Below are 22,508 nucleotides of genomic sequence, written 5' to 3'. Positions count from 1 at the left end.
GTTGTTACTAAATTTTGACGACCAACAAAGTGGGGCCCGTTAGAGCCGCGTCGTGCCGGTGAAAAGGTCTCTAGATGGACGCTCCGATTCCGTCAACACACTTTTTCAATTTTGTTTCAAAAATATTTGTATTTTGTCGCTATCGTCCGATTTCTGGCCGGATAAAGGCATAAAGATCGCTGATATATAATGAATGAAACCACCCCACCAACCGCCGACAATAGCTTCGGGAGCCGCGTAAGAAGCGCGGTTTTCTGGCGTTCTGGCACTCAAATATTGTCGCAAGTCGTTGCCTGGGGCGCGACTCTGGCGGTCATCCGTATCCTGAACCCGGAAGATTACGGAATATTTGCAATGACGCAGGTTGTCCTCGTTTTTTTGAGTTTTCTGAACGGATATGGCCTGGTCAGCTCAATCATCCAGGCAGAGAAAGTCGAACCGATCCAGATTCGCCAAGCCTTTGGCATGCTTTTGTTGCTGAATGGCGGAATCGCCTTGCTCCAGTTGATTCTCGCATCCTTTGCCGCAGAATATTACAGGCAACCGATTGTCGCTGATTTGCTGCGGGTTCAGGCGCTTATTTTTCTGGCCACGCCCTTCATGGCATTGCCCGAAGCACTGATGATTCGCGATCTGGAGTTTAAAAAGCCCGCAATCATCAATCTGATCTCGGCGGTGGTCGGCGCAATCACCGCCCTATATTGTGCCTATAATGGTTATGGCGTGTGGACTTTGGTCTACGCACCACTCGCGATATTCTGGAGCCGGGGGATCTGCCTCGTCATAGCAGTCAAATTCTATATTCTCCCGACTTTCAATTTCAAAGGCGCCCGCAGCATGTTCGGATTCGGCGCGACTCTGCTAGCCAGCCATCTCTTCTGGACCATCCAGAGCCAGTCCGACATTTTTATTGCCGGTCGTTATCTCGATCCACATGACCTCGGCCTTTATGCAGAAGCCCTATTTCTTACGACAATCTTTGCCGCAAAATTTGTTCCGCCATTAAACGAAGTCGCATTCCCGGCCTATTCGCGCCTGCAATCAGACCCACGCGCACTGGCATGGTCGTTTCTCAAGGCGATTCGCTTGATCATGCTCATCTCCTGCCCTCTGTATCTGGGTATGGCCGTTACTGCCTATCCGTTGGTGGAAACATTGTTCGGGACCAAGTGGATCGAGATGTCCCCCTTTGTCGCCATACTTGCTCTCGCGATGCCGGTGATGACCTTGCAGATATTGTTCACCCCTGCCAATAATGCCCTGGGCCGCCCGCAAATTACCGCGCGAACAAACATGTTCGGCGCGATCCTTATGCCGCTTACGTTTTTGATAGGCATACAATATGGTGTTTACGGCCTCGCTTGGAGCTGGGTCATCGCTTTCCCGCTGCTCACGATTTTTACCTTCTCACAATCGAATCGGTATATTGGCATCACTGCCGGGGACATTGGCAAAGCCGTGTGGCCTGGCGTCTCCGCCTCTGTCGCAATGGCAGCCATTGTATATCTAGCCGACCACCTTTTACCCGAAATGGTCGTATACACGCGCTTGGCGATTTTGGTCGTTACGGGAGGCCTTGCCTATGTCGGTTTGTTATATATTTTGGCCAAGCCGACTTTGCTGGAAGTGGTTGGCCTGATCGTCCGCCGCAAACCGCCAGAACCAAGCCCGGCAGAACTTCGGTCAGAAACGGTATAAAGGGCAACAGCGATGCTGTTCGCCGCAATCTATTAAGCCGATTGAATATAGTCCCGCATTGCAGCCGCTTCGCTTTCGATCTTGTCGATTCGATATTTGACCAGATCGCCGATCGAAATAAAGCCGACCAACTTGCCATCCTCGACGACCGGCAAGTGCCTGATGCGCCTTTTGGTCATTAGGGATAGAGCACCAATCACGCTCTTGCCGAGTTCGACCGAAATAACATCAGCTGTCATCACATCGCGCACATGCTGATCCATCGCATCGTGACCAAGTTCGCGAATACAATAAAGCACATCGCGTTCGGAAAAAATCCCGACAACCGCTTCACCGTCGAGTACGGGAAGCGCACCAATCCGCTTTTCTGCCAATATTTCCACTGCCTGCGAAACCGACATATCAGCAGTGCAACTGAATATTTCGCCGCTGCGCGTATGCAAAATCGATTGAATAGTCATCGTCCCTCTCCTCTTTTTCGATTCCGTTTATGGCATGTCTATAGCATAAATTTGATCGCGATTGCGCTTGATGGTAGCAGGATTCGCGTCCAATGCACCGAAAACAAATGGAGTCCCCCTTGCCCCAACCGTCCCGTCTGGATGACCCGCTTTACGCCAGCGTTGCCTGGGCCCGATATTGGAGATTGATGCGCGGGATGGCATTATTCACCGTCTTCTGCATTTCCGTCTCCCTCGCCATTCTTTTTTATGTGCATGGCTGGGTATCGATTCATATGTATATCGCAACCGCAGGCGGCGTGGGATTCGCATTGATGTTGATGGCGGCGTTGATGGGGCTGGTATTTTTATCAAGCGGCTCCGGCCACGATGAATCAATCGATGACCCCGTTTCAAAGGATATTAACCCCCATGGGTAACGACGACCTAAAACAACTGGCCAAAATGCAGCCGGTATTGCGGGTTGCGCCGCAGCCGCGCGATCTGAATAACAATGGCCATATATTCGGCGGCTGGGTATTGTCACAGATGGATATCGCTGGCGGGATCATGGCCGCAAGAGTAGCGCGCGGGTCAACGGCAACCGTGGCGATCGAAGCAATGGAATTTATTGCACCGATACTCTCTCGCGATTTGATTTCGGTCTATGCGCGGGTAGAGCGCGTCGGACGAACGTCGATCGCAATTCGGCTCGACGTAATCGCTTCGCGGAATCTGGGGGAAGAGCAGGTTCCAGTGACCAGTGGATTATTTACCTTCGTTGCTTTGGACGAAAACCATCGTCCAAGAGTGATTCCGGAGGAATCCAAGAAGAAATACACCGAATAGGACGGCGCCCTGGGTTAGCGCCATACGGTCGCTGGATTGGCAGGGATACGAGACATAGCCTTAGGCTGGCTGATCACCGGGGAAGCCGCAGTCGCGGGCAATAGTCCAAGGAAAGCAGTAAACCGAACATATTCACTCCCCTATCGAAATCTGACGCTCGCCAACTGAAAATTAAAATAATCTAAATGGCTATTGCTGGACGCTCGTAGTGTCCAGCGGAGCCAGCCAGCGCAAACGTACGCCATCGTTGGGAACAGCGGCTTCAGATTCCTCAGCAACTGTAACATTCTTGGCCTGTAAAACATCCCTCGCCACAGCCATGTTTTCGGCAGATCCGTTCATGCCCAACGGCAGATTCATTCTCTCAAAGGCCCAAATTATCACTTCCAGATTGTCTCTCGACGCTTCGGCCACGGCTCCATCTGTGATGATCAAATCCGGCAGGGCAATTGCGGGCGGCTGCAATTTTATTTTCCAGCCCTTTGCTCCAGCGGCCACGCGTTGCTCGAGTGCATAATAGGACGCCAGCGATGCACCGGGAAGCGCATTAGCAACGACCATGGCGCGCCTCCTGCTGGTGTCCAAGGTTACGTCATCTACCGAAACTCCGGCTATCAGAGCAAGATTTTCGCGCAGTCTGGCTATCTGAATTTCCGCCTCCTGAGCCAGCGCCTGCGCTCTGGCGGCAGCCAATTCAGCTGATTGGGCGTCTGCCCCGGAATCTACTTTGAACTGCGTAATCTTGACGGCAATCTCACGCCCCAATGTGCGGCTAATCACCCTTGAACTTTGTTCATTGGCACCAGCCAATATTTTCGGGGTGAAAACGGTCGCGTTCACCACGATTGGGTCGGCGTCGAAGTCTATCTCAATCTTGGATACGCTTGCGCTATCACCAAACTGGTCCTTGATATAACCATTGGCTGAACGAGAGACATTGGCCTCCCATGCGATCTGTCGGAGCGACAGTCCAAGCGGTATTGCAAGTGCAATAAACACAACCGCCATGATAGCCACCTGGACCTGCGACTGTCGTTCGGAAAGATGCGAACGAAAGCCATAGAGCCATGCCATCCCCGTTGCGGTCAATGCGATCGTCATCAGGTTGGTGAAGAACAGGAGCAGCGAACCTCCGAATACCGACCAGTTAAACGTCGCGAGCCCGAAACCGACAACCGCGAGCGGCGGCATCAGGGCGGTGGCAATGGCAACACCGACAATGGTACCCATTCGCCCCCGAATCATCGCATAGGCGCCGGCCATTGCCGAAAAAAGAGCTACGGCGAGATCAAAAAGATTGGGTCTCGTTCGCGCAGCAATCTCGGCCGTGACCATCTGGAGTGGCGACATGGTCACCACCAGGCCTGCGAATAATATCGAGATAATCGTCCCCAGAAGAATGGCTTTGCCACTTTCCTTGAGCCACACGGAATCGCCAACTGCCAGCGCAAAACCGGCTCCCATAATCGGACCCATCAATGGTGAAAGCAGCATCGCGCCGATGACCACTGCCGGAGAGGACAGCAGCAGTCCGAGTATCGCGATACCTGCGGACATCGACGTCATGAATGCGAAATGCGGTGTGAACCCGCTATCTTCACGAACCTTGTCGATCACCGCCTGCTGGTCAATACCGGCACGAACCGCAACCCGCCACCAGCGACGGAACAAACGAACGCTTCCCGTAACCGGCGCGAATGGACCGGATGACTGCTTTGCCTTCGGCATTTCCGGACCTGCCGTGCTGACTTGATTGTCTTCCATAGCGCTCCTTTAGCGCTACACTGCGCGTGGGAATAGTCAAAGATCACATGCCGCATAATTGAAAAATGAAGCGAGACATCTTTTATCAATAAACCGTATCACCTATATAGGTCACATTTGGCTATTCTGCCTGCCCGAGGAGCTTTTACAGGAGCCCGTCTATGCCCCGTCCCCAAACCGACGTCGAAGCCACGCGCACTCGAATCATGGATGCCGCTGACCGGATGATACAGGAAAAAGGCGCGATCAGCTTTACGATGACCGACCTGGCAGGGGCCGTCGGCATGTCTCCTTCCAATCTTTATCGTTTTTTCGAGAGCAAGGATGCCCTTGCCGAGGCCATGGCCGGTGACTGGTTCGCCGAATTGCAGGAAATTATGGAGGCTTTGGTCTCGGCGGATATACCGGTCGAGGAGAAACTCTACCAGTTTTTCGCCAATCGTCTCGTGGTCCAGCGCGCGCGTTACGAAGAGGACCCCGAACTGTTCGAAGCCTATATGGATCTCGGCGACGAGCATTTTGAAGTCATCAAGGGCTATGTCGATCTGGCCGATCACTATATGGCCTCGATCCTCGCCGAAGCGATGGAAAAAGGTTATTTCAAGGGGCTGGAGCTCGATGCCATCGTCTCCCTCGTGAACAGCATGATGCAGCCTTTTTGCAATCCCAGGATCATGATGCAGATGATGCATGTAGCGACCGAAGAGCGGCTCCGGATTGTGATCAACACCATTTTGAACGGCATGCAGTCCGCTACTGAGCAAAACAGATTAAAGCCGGGATTGCATATCGCTGGCTAGGCGTCCTTCGCCAGCCACTGTTTCACCATCGCAGGTGGTGGCGACGGGTTCATTTCGGTCTCGTCCAATGCCGCCAGGGCGCGCTTGCGATCATCGTCATCGAAATGACCGGTTGTGAGGCAAAATTCGACCATGTTGCCATTAGGATCCCGGGTGTAGACGGAGTGGCACCAATTATGGTCAATCTCGAGCACGTCGAGTCCCGCCGCATTCCATTTCTCCCGCCAGACGACCAGTTCCGCAGCGGTGTCGACAGAAAAGCTGTAATGATTGGTACCTTGCGGAGTGCCGGCAGCCTCGTTCAGATCGAAAGAATATCCCCCTGCACCGGGCGTATCCATCAACTCCCAGAAGGCGATAAACTTGCTGTCATCGCCGTCCATCCGATAGAAGAAATGTTTGCCCCAGCCACCGCCCATGACGGGCGCAATTTCAACCTTGACCAGTTCGAAGCCCATCACGTCTTCATAAAATGCGTGGATTGCCTTCATGTCCTTCGCAGCCAAAGCCAGATGGTGATAGCTCATGCGTCAGCATCCTTTCTTTCGTCCACCATGCCCATCACATCCGCCGTGGCGCCATCGGGAGCGGGTATTTCGACGATGCGTTCCGGCACGTCGTCAAATTCCAGTTTCAGCGCCCGGCTCATCACCGCGTGCATCATATAGGTGCAGGTGATGTAGGTGAGTTCGAGTATCTCGACTTCGCCCAGATGTTTTTTCAGCGCCGCGAAAATCCCGTCGGGCACCCTGCCCCGGTCCAGCACCAGGCAATCGGTGTAAGCGAGCACCGCGCGTTCGACATCGCTGAAACAGTCGGCGACCTGCCAGTCGGGGATCGCTTTGACCTGTTCCTCGGAATAGCCTTCGAAGCGCATCGCCTTGCAATGTTGTGAAAAGACAAATTGCGAGCCCACCGCATAGCCGGCGCGGATCTGGCCGAGTTCGCGGAGTTTCGGGTCGAGTTTTCTATCGGGAGAGCGGTAGAAACCGAAGCCCTCGGTAATATGTTTGAACGCATCGGGAACCTGGGCAAACACAGTCCACCAGTTTCCCGCTGTGCCGGGTGCGGTGCCGGGCTGCGCTACCGGATCGCGTTCTCCGAACAGCATGTTGTAGAGGCCGAGGACATAGTCGTCGGTGACTTCGGCCCGCGGGATTTCGCGTAGTCGGGGCATGGATTCTCTCCTGTGCCCCGACTATGCACAATTTTGACCGGCTTGCTAGCCCGCCAGATTCCGCAGCACATAGTGCAGGATTCCGCCGTTCAGGAAATATTCCATCTCGTTGGCGGTGTCGATCCGGCACTGGGTTTTGAAGGTCGAAACCGTGCCGTCGGCGCGGGTCATTTCGACTTCGACTTCCTGCAGCGGCTTCAGCGTGGCAACACCCTTGATGGTAAAGCTTTCGGTGCCGTCGAGGCTCAGCGTTTCGCGGTCGATGCCATCGATAAATTGCAGCGGCAGCACGCCCATGCCAACCAGATTGCTCCGGTGGATGCGTTCATAGCTTTCGACGATAACCGCCCGGACACCGAGCAGGTTGGTGCCTTTCGCTGCCCAGTCCCGCGAAGAACCGGTACCATATTGCTCACCACCGATAACCACCAGCGGGGTGCCGTCGGCCTTGTGGCGCATCGCGGCGTCGTAGATTGGCATGATCTGGCCGTTATATTTGGTGTAACCGCCTTCCTTGCCATCGGCCATTTCATTCTTGATCCGGATGTTGGCGAAAGTGCCGCGCATCATGACTTCGTGATTGCCGCGGCGGGAGCCGTAGCTGTTGAAGTCCTGCTTGCTAACCTGATGATTTTGCAGATATTCTCCGGCCGGACTGTCTTCCTTGATCGCCCCTGCCGGTGAAATATGGTCGGTGGTGATCGAATCCCCGAGCAGCGCCAGAGTCTTGGCCTCGATGATATCGCCGACCGGCGCCGGGGTCATTTCCATGCCTTCAAAATAGGGCGGATTGGCCACATAGGTGCTGCCCGCACGCCACTGGTAGGTATCACCACCGGTCACATCAATGGCCTGCCAGGCGGCATCGCCCTTGTAGACATCGGCATAGCGGCTCACGAACATCTCGCGGCTGACCGCCCCGCCCATCGCCGCATTGACCTCGTCATTGGTCGGCCAGATATCCTTCAGCCAGACATCCTGCCCGTCGCTGCCCTGGCCGATCGGCGTCTCGTACATATCCTCGCGCACCGTGCCCTTCAGCGCATAGGCCACAACCAGCGGCGGCGAGGCGAGATAGTTGGCGCGCACGTCCTGCGACACGCGGCCCTCGAAATTGCGGTTGCCCGAGAGCACCGAGGCGGCGACCAGATCATGGTCGTTGATCGCCTTCGAAACCGGCGCCGGCAACGGCCCCGAATTGCCGATACAGGTGGTGCAGCCATAGCCGACCAGGTTGAAGCCGAGATAATCGAGATCGTCCTGCAGCCCAGCCTTGTTGAGATAGTCGGTGACCACCTGCGATCCCGGCGCCAGCGACGACTTGACCCACGGCTTGCGCTGCAGGCCTTTCTCGCGTGCCTTTTTCGCGACCAGCCCGGCGGCGATCAGCACGCTCGGGTTGGAGGTATTGGTACAGCTGGTGATCGCGGCAATGGTCACGTCGCCGTGGCCGAGATCAAAATCCTCGCCTTCGACCGGCACCCGCTTGTCCGGATCGGTCGACTTGAACACCTCGGTGATATCATTGTTGAAGCTTTCGTCCAGCTCGCTCATCGAGACGCGCTGCTGCGGCAGTTTCGGCCCGGACAGCGACGGCACCACGCTGGTGATGTCAAGCTCCAGCGTGCGCGTGTAGATCGCGTCCTTGGTGGTCTCGTCATAGCGCCAGAAGCCCTGCTCCCGCGCATAGGCCTCGGTCAGCGCGATCTCGTCGGCGCTGCGGCCGGTCAGCTCGAGATATTCCAGCGTCTTCTCGTCGATCGGGAAATAGCCGCAGGTCGCGCCATATTCCGGCGCCATATTGGCAATGGTCGCACGATCGGCGAGCGACAGGTCCTTCAGGCCGGGGCCGTAAAATTCGACAAAGCGGCCGACCACGCCGACTTCGCGCAGCATCTGCACGCAGGTCAGCACCAGATCGGTCGCGGTAATGCCCTCGGCGAGCCGCCCGGTCAGCTTGAAGCCGACCACTTCGGGGATCAGCATCGACACCGGCTGGCCGAGCATCGCGGCTTCCGCCTCAATCCCGCCAACGCCCCAGCCGAGCACGCCGAGACCGTTGATCATCGTCGTGTGGCTGTCGGTGCCGACGCAGGTGTCGGGATAGGCAACCAGATTGCCGTCGGCATCTTTCGACGACCAGACCGCCTTGGCGATATTCTCCAGGTTCACCTGGTGGCAGATGCCGGTGCCCGGCGGCACCACGGAGAAATTGTCAAACGCCTTCGAGCCCCATTTCAGAAATTCATAGCGCTCCATGTTGCGCTGATATTCCAGCTCGACATTATGCTCGAACGCCTGCGGCGTGCCGAATTCGTCGACCATCACACTATGGTCGATGACCAGATGCACCGGCACCTGCGGGTTGATCTTTTCCGCGTCGCCGCCGAGCGCCTTGATCCCGTCGCGCATCGCCGCGAGATCCACAACAGCCGGAACGCCGGTAAAATCCTGCATCAGCACGCGCGCCGGGCGATATTGAATCTCCGCCGCGCTCTTCGCTTCCTTCTGCCAGTCGACCACCGCCTGCGCATCCTTCGCATCCACGGTAAAGCCGCCATCTTCAAAGCGCAGCATATTTTCCAGCAGCACTTTCAGCGTGTAGGGCAGCTTGTCGATATTGCCGAGCTTTTCCGCCGCTTTCGCGAGCGAGTAATAGCTATATTCGGTGCCGTTGACGGTCATCGTCGAGCGGGTGCCGAGTGAGTCTTTGCCGGTGGTTGTCATGGATTTTCTGCTCCGTTTTTATCGTTGATTCAACCGAATGGGGAGCGCGCTGCGGGCAGCACGAAACGGTTGATGAATCGCGTTCGGGAGCGCTTTAGCTGAAGTGGGGGAATTGGGGAAGAGGCGAAAGCTATGATACCATTATCTGAGAGCTCCGATGTTGACGCCATTGATCAGAAATGTTTGTTGTCGAAATAATAACATTTTTTTCTGGCCAAATAACTTCCACCTGGTGTTAGTAGTGATTAAATAGAAATCTAAATGGACAAATATTAAGTGGCATACGACTTAACAATCCATGAAAAAACACTTAGACGAGACGGATTGCGCAAGTCCGATTTTGCGAAGCATTCCGACCTTTTGAATCCAACCAAACTTGATGCAATTATTGCAAGGGCCACAAAAGTTGGAAATTCTGGATTCTTAAGATTACCGTTAAGTAGAGCGTCCTTCGGCGGAAAACCAACTTACAAATTGAAGAATTTCTCAGACGAACTAGTTTTAAGAATTATATCCAAAAACATTAGTCGGCTATCGGGAGTACGCCAAAGCAACCGGCTATCTATCGCAAAAGCGATGAGTTGTTTGCTTCAAGAAGGTTACGACTGTCGAATTTACAAACTGGACATCAAAAGCTTCTATGAAAGTGTAGCCGTTCCGAAAATATTGACGAAACTGGAAACCGATAACGGGTTTTCTAGAAGTTCTCTTGCCATTTTGGACTCGTTTTTCGAACATTTGCGAACTCAAATGATTAGCGGACTACCGAGAGGCATCGCCCTAAGCGCAACACTCGCCGAATATGTCATGAGACCGTTCGATGAGAAAACAAATTCAAATCCAGAAGTCTTTTACTATGCCCGCTTTGTAGATGACATATTTCTAATAACTAGCGGACGAGAAGTGCCGAAAGAGTTTCTCAAGGAACTCAAGCGAAATTTGCCCTTCGGCTTGCAGTTTAACGCAAACAAAACAAGATTCTATAATTTGTTGGAAAACACATTAAAAAAGTCGGAGACACCAACAACTGAAATCGAGTTTGATTTTTTGGGATATAAATTCGACGTGCTCCAACGTCAGAGGAGCGATCCAGGAATTAGTCGCACTGTACGTGTTGATATATCGCAATCCAAAGCAAACAAAATTAAATCCAAAGCTATCAAATCCTTTATCCAATTTTGCAGAGACGGCGAGTATGCCGATCTAATTGGCAGGCTAAAATTGCTCACTGGCAACTACGTTATTTTTGATCACGCTCGAGGGGTGAAACGTAAAGCAGGGATATATTACAATTATCAGATGGCTGACGGACCCAATTCGCATTCCCTTCATCAACTGGACACGTTTTTGAAAGGGTTCGTTTTATCGGGCAACGGTAAATTGTGTTCGGAACTCAGGTTAAACCTTGATGACAGCCAAAGACGCGCCATCCTGAAAATGAGTTTTAAGCGCGGTTTTGAAAACCGTGACTTTTATCATTTCTCCCCCCCCGATTTGGTCCGTTTAATGGAATGCTGGAAGTATGCGTAAAAGAAAATTTATAAAGGGTAACATCCATAGGGATGACCATTTGAGAGCCTTGGTCACAGATACTTTACCCGCAGAAGTGCCAATCATTTTTTCCAACGACGGCTTTTATCTAAATGAAAGAAAAAGGGATAGCCTTAGCGCAGATGCTAAAAACATTTTGAATGCAATCTTGGACACGGAACCCAACAGCAAGCGCTATAATATACCGTATCGCTACCGCGTCACAAAAGATACGATTAGCACTAGGCGATTGAGCCTACTACACCCTCGTTCACAGATTTCAGTAACTCAATTTTATCGCAAATTCGAAGAGCTTATTTGCTATTATAATTCAAGGAGCACGTTTTCAATCCGAGCGCCTACCAAGGTGGGTAGTACATATTTTTATCGCAGTTCGATTTCAGACAAAAATAGGCATAAAACTGATTCAGTCGATACGTTGCAATTTGAAAAAAGAGTTAGAAATCCAGCATCATATTTCGCGTATCAGGGACACGACCGGCTCTACAAGTTCTTTGAATCTAGCAAGTTCGAAAGGTTGGAAAAGAAATTTCCGATAATGTGGTTCGGCGATGTCAGCAAATGCTTCGATAGCATCTACACTCATACTTTGACTTGGGCCGTTAAAGACATGCCCTCTGCTAAGGAAAATATTTCGGCGCAATCTTTCGGAAACAGCTTTGATCTCTTGATGCAAAAAATGAATTACAATGAAACCAATGGTATTTGCATTGGTCCCGAAACCAGTCGAATTTTTGCAGAGACAATTCTACAAAAAGTAGATTGCAACGTGTCAGAAACCGCGTCAAAAATTGGGTTAGTTGAAAAGAAAGATTATGAATGCTTTCGTTATGTAGACGACATTATTATTTTTGCTCAATCAAACGAGATTTCCAAAAAAATATACGAGCTATTTGAGGACAGCTTAGGGCAGTTCAATCTTCATTTGAATGACCTAAAACTGCAGAAATTTAAGAGACCGTTTCATACGCCTAAATCAAACATAATTCACAAACTAAAAATCGATCTTTCGGAATTTTCAAGCGTAGTTTCAGAGTATCTCGAGACGTCCGAAGGAAAAAAATTAGCACCAGCTAATATCTACCGCACCGATAGCGTTAGACGTACGTTTTTAACGCAAATCAAATCAACCTGCACCGAAAACAAAGTAGGTTACGACATGGTATCTAACTACGTAGTCGCCAGTCTTTCAAATCTCCTGGAGAATGTATTAGAGGGTTATACAACGATACCGACCTCGGAACGGAAAGAAATAGATACTTATCATAAATTTATAGTTTTAATATTAGATATTTTATTTTTCTTTTATACTGTGAATCCAACTGTCAGCATGTCCTTCAGCATGTCTAAATCCATCGTTCAGTCAATTCGATTTACTGAAAAACATGACCTAGATAGGTCAAATTTCTTGATCGAAATATTAACCAAATGGACGTTGGAATTATTGAGATCGATCGAAAAATCTCCCACTCACTTAAAAACGAAAAAAATCCCCGTCGAAGTAATAAACATTGTTCTTGCGTTGAGTGAATCGAGCAAGGATGCTCACATTTCTAGCGATTTTTTAAAAAAAACAATCCTTGATACTGACAATTTGGATTATTTTTCCACAGTTTCGTTACTTTTTTTCATCCGTAAACAACCAAAATATCGAGCCCTGCAAAACCAGATCGAAGAAAATGTGAGACACTATTTTTTGAAGATCGCAGATGTCAAAAAGAACTCTCACGATGCTCATTTGTTTTTGGACTATATAGTATGTCCTTACATCAGCCTTGGAAACCGGGAACGGATCGTTCAATTGGTCAATGAGCAGATGGGTTTGCCAACCAAAGGTAGGGCAAGGAGACTGGCTATCGTCAAAGAGCTGGAACTCAATCATTGGTTCGTAAACTGGCAACGAATAGATCTTTTGAACATGATTAAACGTAAAGAATTGAGTGCTGTCTATTAAAATGGTACGGTAAGATGGGAGCTGGACAATATTCGCTATACGCAAAGCTCGCTTTGCGTCTGACGTTTCTCCAGATTTGGGTAGGCCTAATTAGCTTACTCACACTGATCAACGAGCGGTCTGACCGCACACACAAAATGCGTGAGGCCAGTTCCCACTTCAGCAACGATAACACCGCACAATTTTCTCGGTCCAACACCCTTTCCTACACACCTGGAATTACGGTGACAGTGCACTAGTTACCCACCCTTCGCCTATGCTTGACCTCATCTTTCCTGTGCCTCGCCGTAGGGCGGGGTCCAGACGATCGGACAGGACTGTTCTGGGCGCCGCCCTTCGGCGGCGAACGCCAACTAGGCCCCAGCCTTCGTTGGAGTGACGGGGATAGTCGCCGCATTCCGTTCGCACTGAGCCTGTCGAGCCGCAGGCCAGCGCAGCTAACTGCGCCTAGCGTCGAGAAATGTCCTTCGACAGGCTCAGGACGAACGGCAACTAGCTACCAACACGCCGCCGCGTTCAATCCACCCCAAATTGCAGCATCTTGTCCAGCCCCTCGGCGAGAAATTCTCCGGCTTCCGGCTGGCCGAGCAGATAGGCGCTGACCGGGCCGACATGCTGTTCGCGGGCGAGGGTCTTGGTGGCTTCCCATTCTTCCGGCTCGGCATCGCCGCGGCCGATCCAGAACAGGGCGACGAGCGCGTCCTGTTGCTCGTCATTCATGGACTCGATTTCCTGGGTGAGCTCGTCGCGGCTGAGATCGCCGGCGGTCTCCTGCAGCGTCGCGGCGACCTCGTCATCCGCGGCATTGCCGCCAAGATTGGGGATATCGGTCCCTTCCTTGGCCATCACGGCGTTGAACCGCACGACCATCTGTTCAATCTCGGCATCGTCAAAGGGAAGGCTGGGCATGATCGTCTCCTTGCGGTTTTGTTGCTGTTTCGGACAACTGTTTCGGGCAGGCGCGCGCGGCGGGCTATCCGGGAAGTTACATAGGGGGGGGCTTTCCTACAGGTCGGCGGTTCTGATATATATTTGCCATGGCCAAGAAGAAACCTGCCGCGGGCAATATGGTTCCACCGGGACCGCTGTGCGCCGCGCCCGATGCGGAGCCCGGGACGCCCAGGAAAGCCCGCCATGACGGCTGGACCGCGGCGACGCGGACGGTGTTTCTGGCGACGCTGCGCAAGGCGGGCTGTGTGCGCGATGCCTGCCGGGTGGCGGGGATGTCGAGCACCTCGGCCTATCGGCTGCGCGATCGCGATGGGGAATTTGCCGAGCAGTGGAAAAAGGCGCAGGCGGCTGCGCGCACCGGGCTGATCGCGGTGGCCCATGAGCGCGCGGTGGTCGGACGCGAGACGGTGATCATGCGCGGCGGCAAGGAATTCGAGCGGCGGATCACGCCGTCGGATGCGATCCTCGCGCTGCTGATCAAACAGGGCAAGCTCGGCGAACTGGACGCCGACAAGCTGATTACATGGGACGAATGGCAGCGCGGCATCCGCTTTGACGAGCAGGGCAACAAGATCGACGAGCGCGAGGAGGCCGACGCGGTGCGCAAATCGCTCGATACCAAGCTCGGCGACATGCGGATGAAGCTGCTCGCGCGGCGGGCGAAGGCGGAAGAGCGGATGCGGGCGGCCGAGGCGCGGGCGGAGGAGCTGGAGGCGCGCAACGGGATCGGGGACGGGGATTAGACAGTGTCGCCCCAGCGGAGGCTGGGGCCTAAACCAATATCGCGTCCGACCCCAATCTAGCGTCACCAGCTGCCATTGGTATGGATCCCAGCCTGCGCTGGGATGACAGATTCCCGCCTAGCCCAATCTATATCCCGCCGTCGGTGACCGCGTAGCCGGCTTCTTCAAGACCCGCCTTGAGCGCCGCGCGGCAGGTTTCCAGCTCGTGCGGGTCGGTCGAGCGGACAACGAAATTGGCGCCGACCTTGCCGCCACGGAAAAAGGGATAGCTGCCGATGACGCAGCTTTCATGCGCCTTTTCCGCCTCGCGCAGGACGCCGGCAATCTCGCTTTCCGGGGCCCAGGCGCCGAGCGTCACGCTGAGCAGGGGCGCGCCGCCCTCAAGCGTGCCGGTGAGCGCATCGAGCATGCCGGCGGTGATATGGGGAACGCCGGCCATCATGTAGAGATTCTCGATCTGGATGCCCGGCGCGCCGGACATGTGATTTTCGATCAGCTCGGCGCCTGCGGGAACGCGGGCCATGCGCAGCCGGCCTTCGTTGAGGCCGCCGCGGGTGGCGTAATATTTTTCCAGGATCGCGCGCGCCGCGGGATGGATCACGACATCGACGCCGAGCGCCCTGGCAATCGCGTCGACGGTGATGTCGTCATGGGTCGGACCAATGCCGCCGGTGGTGAACAGATAGTCGTTGCGGGCGCGCAATATGTTCACCGCCTCGGCAATATGGTCCATGTCGTCGGCCACCACCCGGACCTCGGCGAGGCGGATGCCCTGGACGTTGAGCCAGCTGGCGACCTGCGCGATATTCTTGTCCTGGGTCCGGCCGGAGAGGATTTCGTCGCCGATCACGATCAGCGCGGCGGTCCAGATTCTATCTTTGCTCATGGCGGTTCTATAGAGCGATGACGCGGGTCTTGGGAACAGGTTATTTGGCGCCGGTGGCGGGTCGATAGTCGGCGACCGGCGGCCGGGCGATCTGGTCGAGCGGGACGGGGAGCCAATGCGGCTCGCTGCCCAGCCGCGCGTTGAAGCGGACATTGAAGGTGAACGGATCAGGCGCGGCGGAGAACAGGTCGGGGCCGTAGCGCGGGGCAATGTCGCGGGGCGCATAGCCCATCAGCGCGAGCAGGGTCGGGAATATCCGGTAATGCGAGCTTTTGTCATGGCCGGCCCTGGCCGCTTCTGCCCAGCGCGCGCTGCGGGCGCGGTCGCCGATCACCACCAGCGGCACAATGCCTTCCTCAATCTCGGGATCGGGCGTGCAATGAGTCGCCTCGCCGCCGTCGCCGCGCTCGTGAAAGCCCTGGCCATGGTCGGATGTATAGAGGATCGCCGCCTCGCCAATTTTCGCCCCGTTTCCGGTGCGCGCGAACAGCCGGTCGAAAAAGCCGCCGACGCTCCAGACCAGGGTGTTGCGGTAGCTGTTGCGATAGAGACGCCAGTTATTGGCGCGCCCGTCGAGCGAGTCGCGGCCCGCCATGTCGGTGACTTCCGGCATCAGGCCGCGCTGCAATATCGGCTGGTAAAGCGCGTGGCTGAGCGGAAATTTGTCGCTGACCGGAAAATGGCCGCCAACCTTGTTGACGAGGATCAGCTGCGCCTCGTCGTCATTCAGATAATCCGCCAGCCTGTCCGCCACCCGATGGTCGCGGTCGACCACCGGCACGTCGCCAAACTGGTGCCAGTGATCAATCTGCGCGCGCTCTCGATCGTCCATTGCATTCTGATAGTGGCCGCCGGTGCGCTGGGCATCGAGATAGACGGTGCCGAGCCCCGCCGCTTTGGCATAAGACCAGAGCGACGGGCCGGAGCGGATCGTCTCGCGATAATTGTCGCGCGTCCCGCCGAAGCGCAGCGCGATATTGCTGCCGACGCTGCAATGGGTGATCGAGGTAGCGAGCCCGAAATTGTGGACCGGGGGCTGGTCAGCGCGCGCCCTGCCGGCCGGCTTGAGCCCCGAATAGACGCCGTTCGCGCTGTTGATGTCGAGATAGGTGCCGGCGATACTCTCGTCGATGATCAGCACGATATCGGAAGTGCGCGCGGGCCCCTCCGGCGCGATTGCCACGGGCTCGCGCGGGCCCCGGGCGGTGGTCGCCATATCATAGCCATAGAGCAGCGCGAAGCTGGTCCCGCTATGCGAGGATGGCAGGCCGCTGGCCCCTTCCCCGCCGCGAAAATAGAGCAGCAGCGACAGGCCCAGCAATAGCGGCAGCGCCATCCATTTTGCCGCCCGCGCCACCCGCGCCACCCGGGCGGGGCTCGCCTGCGGTTTCAGCCCGATGCCGAGCAACAGCAGCGCCGCCTTGCCCCCGGCCAGCAGCATCGCCGCGCCCTGCTGGGATGCGGCACTGCCGATATCACCCGCGCTCTGGACCATGGTGAGAAAGCTTTCATAGCGCATATAATCGCCCACCGCCCATTGATAGCCGTCGACCAGCATCGATGCCGCCGCCAGCAACAGCGCCAGCGGCCAGCGCAGCCAGGCGCTTTGGAACAGGGCAAAGCCGAGCAGGCTCATCGCGCACAGCAGGAACAGGCCGACAAAGCCGATCAGCCCTGCCGGCTGCCACTCCGGTGTCACCAGCATCTCCAGCCGGTGCCAAATCTCGCCGCCGCCCAGCAGCAGGAACAGGCCGATCAGCATATATTTCACGCGATTTTGCATCAAACTCCTGAAATTCTTTGCGATTTCATCACCGACCCCATAGCCCCACTTGGTTAATATCCGCCGAAAGCCGCAGATTTTTTGGGGTCTCGCCAAATCGGGGTGCGATGATTATATAGGCGGCATGACAGACTATATGACCGTAGAAGACACCACCCCGCAATCCCGCACCGGCGCGATCAAGCTGCACGGGCCGGAAGGTTTTGCCGGCATGCGCAAGGCCGGTCGGCTGGCCGCCGAGATACTCGACTCGCTGGTCCCGCACGTCGTCCCCGGCGTGACCACCGGCGCGCTCGACGACATGGTCCGGCAGCAGGCTTTTGCCGCCGGCGCGGTGCCGGCGACGCTCGGCTATCGCGGCTTCACCCACAGCTGCTGCACCTCGATCAACCATGTCGTCTGCCACGGCATCCCCGGCGACAAGAAGCTCAGCGAGGGCGATATCGTCAATATCGATGTGACCGTGATCGTCGACGGCTGGCATGGCGACACCAGCCGCATGTATCTGGTCGGCAAGACCCCGATCAAGGCGAACAAGCTGGTCCAGGTCACCTATGAATGTCTGATGCTCGGCATCGAGCAGGCGAAACCGGGCAACCGGATGGGCGATGTCGCCCACGCGATCCAGAGCCACGCCGAAGCCAACCGCTATTCGGTGGTCCGCGATTTCTGCGGCCACGGCCTCGGCCAGATGTTCCACGACGCCCCCGAAGTCGTCCACGTCGGCCGCCCCGGCACCGGCCCGGAGCTGCGCCCCGGCATGTTCTTCACCATCGAGCCGATGATCAATATCGGCAAATATGCCTGCAAGATGCTGGATGACGGCTGGACAGCGGTGACCCGCGACCGCTCGCTGACCGCGCAGTTCGAGCATAGTATCGGAATTACCGAGGACGGCTGCGAGATATTTACGAAGAGTGCGGCTGGGTTGGATATGCCGCCTTATTAGGGGGTGGTTTGGCACTTAGGTTTGGTACGGTAGCTTGCGAGGTCTATTTGATAGCTAACATCGGACAACCCATACCTTATTAACTGCAAAGGACCTTAGGCCGTGATCAACGACATCATGCGCGACTATGCTTTTAGTTTCGCGGGTACGGTCAAGCTTTGGTACAATTCAATATCTGCTTCGTGGCGCAATTGAACGGCTAAGGAGAAGCGCTGCATCTTGATGTCATCTGGCGCCCAGCGTCTGCGACACCAAACTGCAATGTAGTACTTAGATCCGTAATTCGAAATATTGGTTTGAGCCGTGAAAGAAGCGCATTGGAGCGTGCCTTTTTCACGAAGCTGCGAACCCGGAAATGTCTTACAAACATTTTTTGCCGGAAACTCAGGTGGGTCGCCCTCGGCTTCTTCCCAGATACGAAACTTGTCAAAAACATCCTTTTCACTGGTGCCACGCAATAGCCGCCAACCCATCGTCACCCCGAGATAATCCGCTCTGGTTCGCCTAACCGGCGCATCGAACGCCAGAGAGACCTTGATTTCTCTAAGACCATTAGTTGTCTGGAATAGTTCAGGAATTGGCAATTCATAAACTGCAAAACAGTCGAGGTCTAATTGGTCATCTGTGTAGAATACTACACGGCTGTCATCTGATGATAGAGCATGATTCAAATTGGGTATGCCATTACCACACACCATCAACAAATCTTGTTTCGGACGTGAGTCGAAAAGTTGGGAGGACTGGGGAGTCGTTTCACCAGACAGCGCAAGCATCGCCCTCAAAAAGTTTGCGGGTGCATCTGGGTAATTAGCCAAAAGCGATGCAGCCTTATTGGCTATAAGCGGTGTGGAAAAGGAAGTCCCCGAACGCGAACGGAAAAGCTGATTTGTGATTGCTTTATTATGAAACGCCCATACTCCAGCAGAGCTCTTTTGACCACCGTGGACAAGTGCCTTGACGGGACCATCCCAAACTGCATTTCCGCCATAGTCGACAAGATCAGGCTTGATCATGCCGCGGATACCCGGACCAGAACGGGTAAATGGGCTTGGAGCATCCGCTTCGCAAATGGGCCTTACGCCTACAAACTCTTCGTCATCTTTTTCCAAGCCATTGGAATGGGCAATTGAGCCAATGGATAGAACATTGGCTGCCGTAGCCGGATCAAGCAGCCGAGATGAACTATCTAACAGATAGTTGGGATATTGATTGAGAATGTCCTCGCCGTATTTGTTAAATAGATCACTCTGGTTTCCCATCGAAACTACGAACAGAACATCGAGTTCTCTTGCCAAGCCATCTAATGTAGAAGCCCATATACCCGCCTTACCATCTGAGTAGATTAAATGCGGATCGCCTAGCGATACATTGAAGATGCGGCAACCGAACTCTCCGTACAATCGTCGGATAGCCACTTCCATAACCTCAGGGACCGTCACATCCTTTGGAAACTCCCCGTTTCCATCAACTACTTTAGCACTGACGAGATAAAAAGGATCGTCGAAATTTCCGCTTTCAACACAAACTTCGACCAAACCATATGCCGCCAGAGACGCAACCGACGTACCGTGTCCGGCGTCATCTGCCGGAGACCAGTTAGAATCTTGAGAGAACGCTCCACGCTCAGCATAAGTCAATAGCGGGTGGCCAAAGTTGACCCCGCTATCGATGACACCAATTACGATAGCTGTATTTGATGGCGGCGACCCCGCTGATATATCATCAAGACTGAAACCGCCGATGTCGTTAGTTTGTAAGTCCGGTCGCGGGGGAGCCTCTACACTCGCCACTTCTGGTAGCGACAAAACTGCTTTGATCGCGGAGCCACTCGCTTCAACCCTGCATAGAAAAAGTCTATCACCGGCATAAGTATTAAGGATCGCTCCTCCATTCGCTTTGAGACATTGCTCCAACCGATAAGCGAAAATATCACAGTCGCTTTTGGCGCCTGGATGAAACAGCTCGATATCCAAAATATAGGTAGCATCATCATCGAAATCGGAAGGCTGCTGCAATCCAAAAAATGAAAGGCTTTTCCCCATACGATCTACTGGACCAGCGATGCCCACAGCATCAATAGCTTCAATCAATCCAGCATATCTGGGATTCTTCTGTGTCGGAGGGATATCCCCCTGATAGGCTTGAATTCTCGCTCGGAATTCCGTCAGTTCCTTGTCTGTAGCAAACAGAAGTAATGTTTTGTCCGCGTCTTCCGACAAAACCACGAGGCCAAGTGCAGCCCATGTTTTTTCGTCAATCAAACCCGAAAGCTCCACCCGTAGAATCAAAGACGGATCAACACCCTCTACTGAGGGTAGTTGGCTTTGCGCCTCAAGCACCGAAGCAACGTCTGATTCAATTTTTGGCCCGTGCTCCCCCGGCGTTCGCTCAGGCCCACCGCCAAATCCGTGCGGCTTGCGCCTCTGCAACTCGCCCTCGAGGCGCTTTAATTTGAGATGCTCATGTTCGGCCATCGCGTACAGCTACTCCCAAGCCTAAACATCTAATCAGTTTAGGATTTTTCTTTCAACATCTGCCCGACGTCTTTCATGTTCGAGTGCGGACTTGAAAGATTTTTCTTGGATAGTGTCTCTCTTGGAGAGAATTGATGTTCGTATGGCTGTCAGACAGGTGCGCTCAACTTGAGCAAATGACATGCCCTCGAATGCTTCTGCGAACTTTGCTATATCGAATGATGCAGGAAAATTGCGTGTCTTGATTTTGAGCAAGCGAGCGATTTGGAATTTTGTTGGAAGCTCAAATTCCACTACCTCATCAAATCTGCGCCAAATTGCGCGATCAACCGTCTCTTCGAGGTTTGTCGCAGCAATTAGGATGCTGTTGCCTTCAAATTTGTCAATCATCATCAAAAGGCTGTTAACGACACGTCTTATCTCGCTATGTTCCGTCGCGTCGCTTCGAGCTCTAGCAAGAGCATCAAATTCATCCAAGAACAGCACCATTGAACGAGTTTTAGCCGCATCGAAAAGCTTACGGAGATTGGATGCTGTCTCCCCCAAGTGCGACGCGATTATCGCATCAAGACGCGCAACTACAAGTGGCATGTGTAATTCCGAGGCCATGACCTCCGCGCACATCGTTTTTCCGCAACCAGGTGGGCCACAAAACAAAAGCTTTGATCTCACATGCAGACCGTGACGGCGGATCTCGTCGCTTCTTCTAAACTCATTAGCCACGCCAAGCAGAGTTGCGCCGCTAGTTCGATTAAGGATCAAATCCGACGCAGGTCGAATAGGGTTGGAAATTTCAACCAAGCCACCAAAGCCATCCCTTGCAGCTGCCGCAGCTGTCAATCTAGTGGATCGTTTCCTAGCGGGCTTAGGCTCAGAGATTGCAATGTCCTCGTCATCAACACTAGCCAAAAACGATCGAGGCTTCGGTGGATTTTTTGCTGTTTCTTTGAGGAACCGCTTTTTCGACCTTTCGTTCATGGGAGGATCGCTACGGTCAGATGTCCGCCCATCTTCTTCGGCATTCTCTTTAGGTGAATCGAGTGCATCTCCAGCCGAATACTCCATATGCCCCTCAACCTCAAATTTCATACCAAGTTGCTTACCAAAAAGGGCGTGACGTGCAAAGGAAAGAAACCAGTGGGTATCCCGTGGCGGTTCCGTTACTACCGAGCGGACACGGCGCGCGGGGGGCATCGCCATCCACCTTTACCTAGCAATCCCGCCCCCATCCCCCTAGGCAACCCCCTCACCTCCCACCAACAGAGACCCCAAAACATGGCCCGCAAACATTCGAAACATGGTGGCTACAAGGACCTGCCCGAGGAGACCGACACTCCGGCGGAGGTGCCGGATTGCTGGCTCTGCGGGCGGCCGACCGGCAAGACCATTGTCTGGCATCATCCGGTGCCGAAAAGCCGGGGCGGGCGCGATATTGTGCCGATGCATCCGATCTGCCAGCAGACCATCATCACCCATTTCACCAATAGCGAATTGCAGCGCCACGCCATGGACGTCGACGCGCTGCTCGCCGATCCGGTGGTGTGCAAATTTGTCAACTGGGTGGCGAAAAAGGCCCCGGACTTCAACGCGGCCACGACCAGGAAGCAGCGCTAACCCGCCTGCGCGCCTTTGCCATGGTGGCCATCGGGCGCGTCGCGGACATTGAACGACGACTCCCATAAAGCCGCAGGCAGATCCCAGCCGGCAATCCAAACCTCCCCCCTCCCCATAACGCTTGACCTGTCGCCATCAATTTAGCTAG

At 54.2% G+C, this 22,508-nt stretch carries 19 protein-coding genes; 9 read left to right on the top strand and 10 right to left on the bottom strand.

Annotation, left to right across the window (positions count from 1 at the left end; translation table 11 throughout):
* The first annotated feature begins 189 nt into the window (after positions 1-189).
* Positions 190-1,698, top strand: coding sequence for a lipopolysaccharide biosynthesis protein (locus ACN0WX_RS12180; protein WP_417622598.1), 1,509 nt, complete (start codon positions 190-192; stop codon positions 1,696-1,698).
* Positions 1,699-1,730: 32 nt separating this feature from the next.
* On the opposite strand, the gene ACN0WX_RS12175 is transcribed toward ACN0WX_RS12180, so the two are convergent.
* Entirely contained in the window at positions 1,731-2,159 is a 429-nt protein-coding gene (locus ACN0WX_RS12175; protein WP_417622597.1) for a CBS domain-containing protein, read from the bottom strand.
* Positions 2,160-2,356: 197 nt separating this feature from the next.
* On the opposite strand from ACN0WX_RS12175, the gene ACN0WX_RS12170 reads away from it, so the two are divergent.
* Positions 2,357-2,578, top strand: a complete 222-nt coding sequence (locus tag ACN0WX_RS12170; protein WP_417622596.1) for a hypothetical protein — start codon at positions 2,357-2,359, stop codon at positions 2,576-2,578.
* A complete protein-coding gene (locus ACN0WX_RS12165; RefSeq protein WP_417622595.1) occupies positions 2,571-2,987 on the top strand; it encodes an acyl-CoA thioesterase in 417 nt (138 codons plus the stop codon). Before ACN0WX_RS12170 ends, ACN0WX_RS12165 begins: the two co-directional genes overlap by 8 nt.
* 189 nt (positions 2,988-3,176) lie before the next feature.
* On the opposite strand, the gene ACN0WX_RS12160 is transcribed toward ACN0WX_RS12165, so the two are convergent.
* Complete coding sequence (locus tag ACN0WX_RS12160) at positions 3,177-4,751, bottom strand: DUF389 domain-containing protein (protein ID WP_417622594.1); 1,575 nt, start codon at positions 4,749-4,751, stop codon at positions 3,177-3,179.
* Between the two features lie 161 nt (positions 4,752-4,912).
* On the opposite strand from ACN0WX_RS12160, the gene ACN0WX_RS12155 reads away from it, so the two are divergent.
* A complete protein-coding gene (locus ACN0WX_RS12155; protein WP_417622593.1) occupies positions 4,913-5,551 on the top strand; it encodes a TetR/AcrR family transcriptional regulator in 639 nt (212 codons plus the stop codon).
* Here ACN0WX_RS12155 and ACN0WX_RS12150 read toward each other — a convergent pair.
* From ACN0WX_RS12150 to acnA, 3 genes are read right to left on the bottom strand one after another with little or no spacing between them, the layout of a single operon-like run.
* Positions 5,548-6,078: a VOC family protein gene (locus ACN0WX_RS12150; protein WP_417622592.1), complete on the bottom strand. Its 531-nt coding sequence runs from the start codon at positions 6,076-6,078 to the stop codon at positions 5,548-5,550. The two genes, ACN0WX_RS12155 and ACN0WX_RS12150, sit on opposite strands and share 4 nt — an antisense overlap.
* Complete coding sequence (locus tag ACN0WX_RS12145; RefSeq protein ID WP_417622591.1) at positions 6,075-6,728, bottom strand: carboxymuconolactone decarboxylase family protein; 654 nt, start codon at positions 6,726-6,728, stop codon at positions 6,075-6,077. Before ACN0WX_RS12145 ends, ACN0WX_RS12150 begins: the two co-directional genes overlap by 4 nt.
* 45 nt (positions 6,729-6,773) lie before the next feature.
* Complete coding sequence (gene acnA, locus ACN0WX_RS12140) at positions 6,774-9,455, bottom strand: aconitate hydratase AcnA (RefSeq protein WP_417622590.1); 2,682 nt, start codon at positions 9,453-9,455, stop codon at positions 6,774-6,776.
* A gap of 276 nt (positions 9,456-9,731) precedes the next feature.
* On the opposite strand from acnA, the gene drt3a reads away from it, so the two are divergent.
* Positions 9,732-10,985 (top strand): antiviral reverse transcriptase Drt3a, encoded by a 1,254-nt coding sequence (gene drt3a, locus ACN0WX_RS12135; RefSeq protein WP_417622589.1) that lies wholly within the window; start codon positions 9,732-9,734, stop codon positions 10,983-10,985.
* Positions 10,978-12,960: an antiviral reverse transcriptase Drt3b gene (gene drt3b, locus ACN0WX_RS12130; RefSeq protein WP_417622588.1), complete on the top strand. Its 1,983-nt coding sequence runs from the start codon at positions 10,978-10,980 to the stop codon at positions 12,958-12,960. Before drt3a ends, drt3b begins: the two co-directional genes overlap by 8 nt.
* 516 nt (positions 12,961-13,476) lie before the next feature.
* Here the strand turns inward: drt3b and ACN0WX_RS12125 are convergent.
* The gene (locus ACN0WX_RS12125; protein WP_417622587.1) at positions 13,477-13,869 is read right to left on the bottom strand and encodes a DUF3775 domain-containing protein; all 393 of its coding nucleotides are present in this window, start codon (positions 13,867-13,869) and stop codon (positions 13,477-13,479) included.
* A gap of 128 nt (positions 13,870-13,997) precedes the next feature.
* Between ACN0WX_RS12125 and ACN0WX_RS12120 the strand changes: the two genes are divergently transcribed.
* Complete coding sequence (locus ACN0WX_RS12120; protein ID WP_417622586.1) at positions 13,998-14,654, top strand: hypothetical protein; 657 nt, start codon at positions 13,998-14,000, stop codon at positions 14,652-14,654.
* Between the two features lie 127 nt (positions 14,655-14,781).
* Here the strand turns inward: ACN0WX_RS12120 and ACN0WX_RS12115 are convergent, their stop codons facing one another.
* The gene (locus ACN0WX_RS12115) at positions 14,782-15,540 is read right to left on the bottom strand and encodes a competence/damage-inducible protein A (protein ID WP_417622585.1); all 759 of its coding nucleotides are present in this window, start codon (positions 15,538-15,540) and stop codon (positions 14,782-14,784) included.
* Between the two features lie 40 nt (positions 15,541-15,580).
* The gene (locus ACN0WX_RS12110; RefSeq protein ID WP_417622584.1) at positions 15,581-17,323 is read right to left on the bottom strand and encodes a sulfatase-like hydrolase/transferase; all 1,743 of its coding nucleotides are present in this window, start codon (positions 17,321-17,323) and stop codon (positions 15,581-15,583) included.
* 124 nt (positions 17,324-17,447) lie between these two features.
* On the opposite strand from ACN0WX_RS12110, the gene map reads away from it, so the two are divergent.
* A complete protein-coding gene (gene map, locus ACN0WX_RS12105; RefSeq protein WP_417622583.1) occupies positions 17,448-18,272 on the top strand; it encodes a type I methionyl aminopeptidase in 825 nt (274 codons plus the stop codon).
* A 125-nt stretch (positions 18,273-18,397) separates the two neighbouring features.
* Here map and ACN0WX_RS12100 read toward each other — a convergent pair whose 3' ends face one another.
* Positions 18,398-20,746: a S8 family peptidase gene (locus ACN0WX_RS12100; protein ID WP_417622582.1), complete on the bottom strand. Its 2,349-nt coding sequence runs from the start codon at positions 20,744-20,746 to the stop codon at positions 18,398-18,400.
* 33 nt (positions 20,747-20,779) lie between these two features.
* Positions 20,780-21,835, bottom strand: coding sequence for an AAA family ATPase (locus ACN0WX_RS12095; RefSeq protein ID WP_417622581.1), 1,056 nt, complete (start codon positions 21,833-21,835; stop codon positions 20,780-20,782).
* 186 nt (positions 21,836-22,021) lie between these two features.
* Here ACN0WX_RS12095 and ACN0WX_RS12090 point away from each other — a divergent pair, with 186 nt between their 5' ends.
* Entirely contained in the window at positions 22,022-22,360 is a 339-nt protein-coding gene (locus ACN0WX_RS12090; RefSeq protein ID WP_417622580.1) for a hypothetical protein, read from the top strand.
* Positions 22,361-22,508: the final 148 nt, after the last annotated feature.

Source organism: Parasphingorhabdus sp. (assembly GCF_048269915.1).
Taxonomy (GTDB): Bacteria; Pseudomonadota; Alphaproteobacteria; order Sphingomonadales; family Sphingomonadaceae; genus Parasphingorhabdus.
The sequence above is the reverse complement of the archived record's forward strand: the minus strand, read 5'-3'. Positions and strand labels throughout refer to the sequence as shown.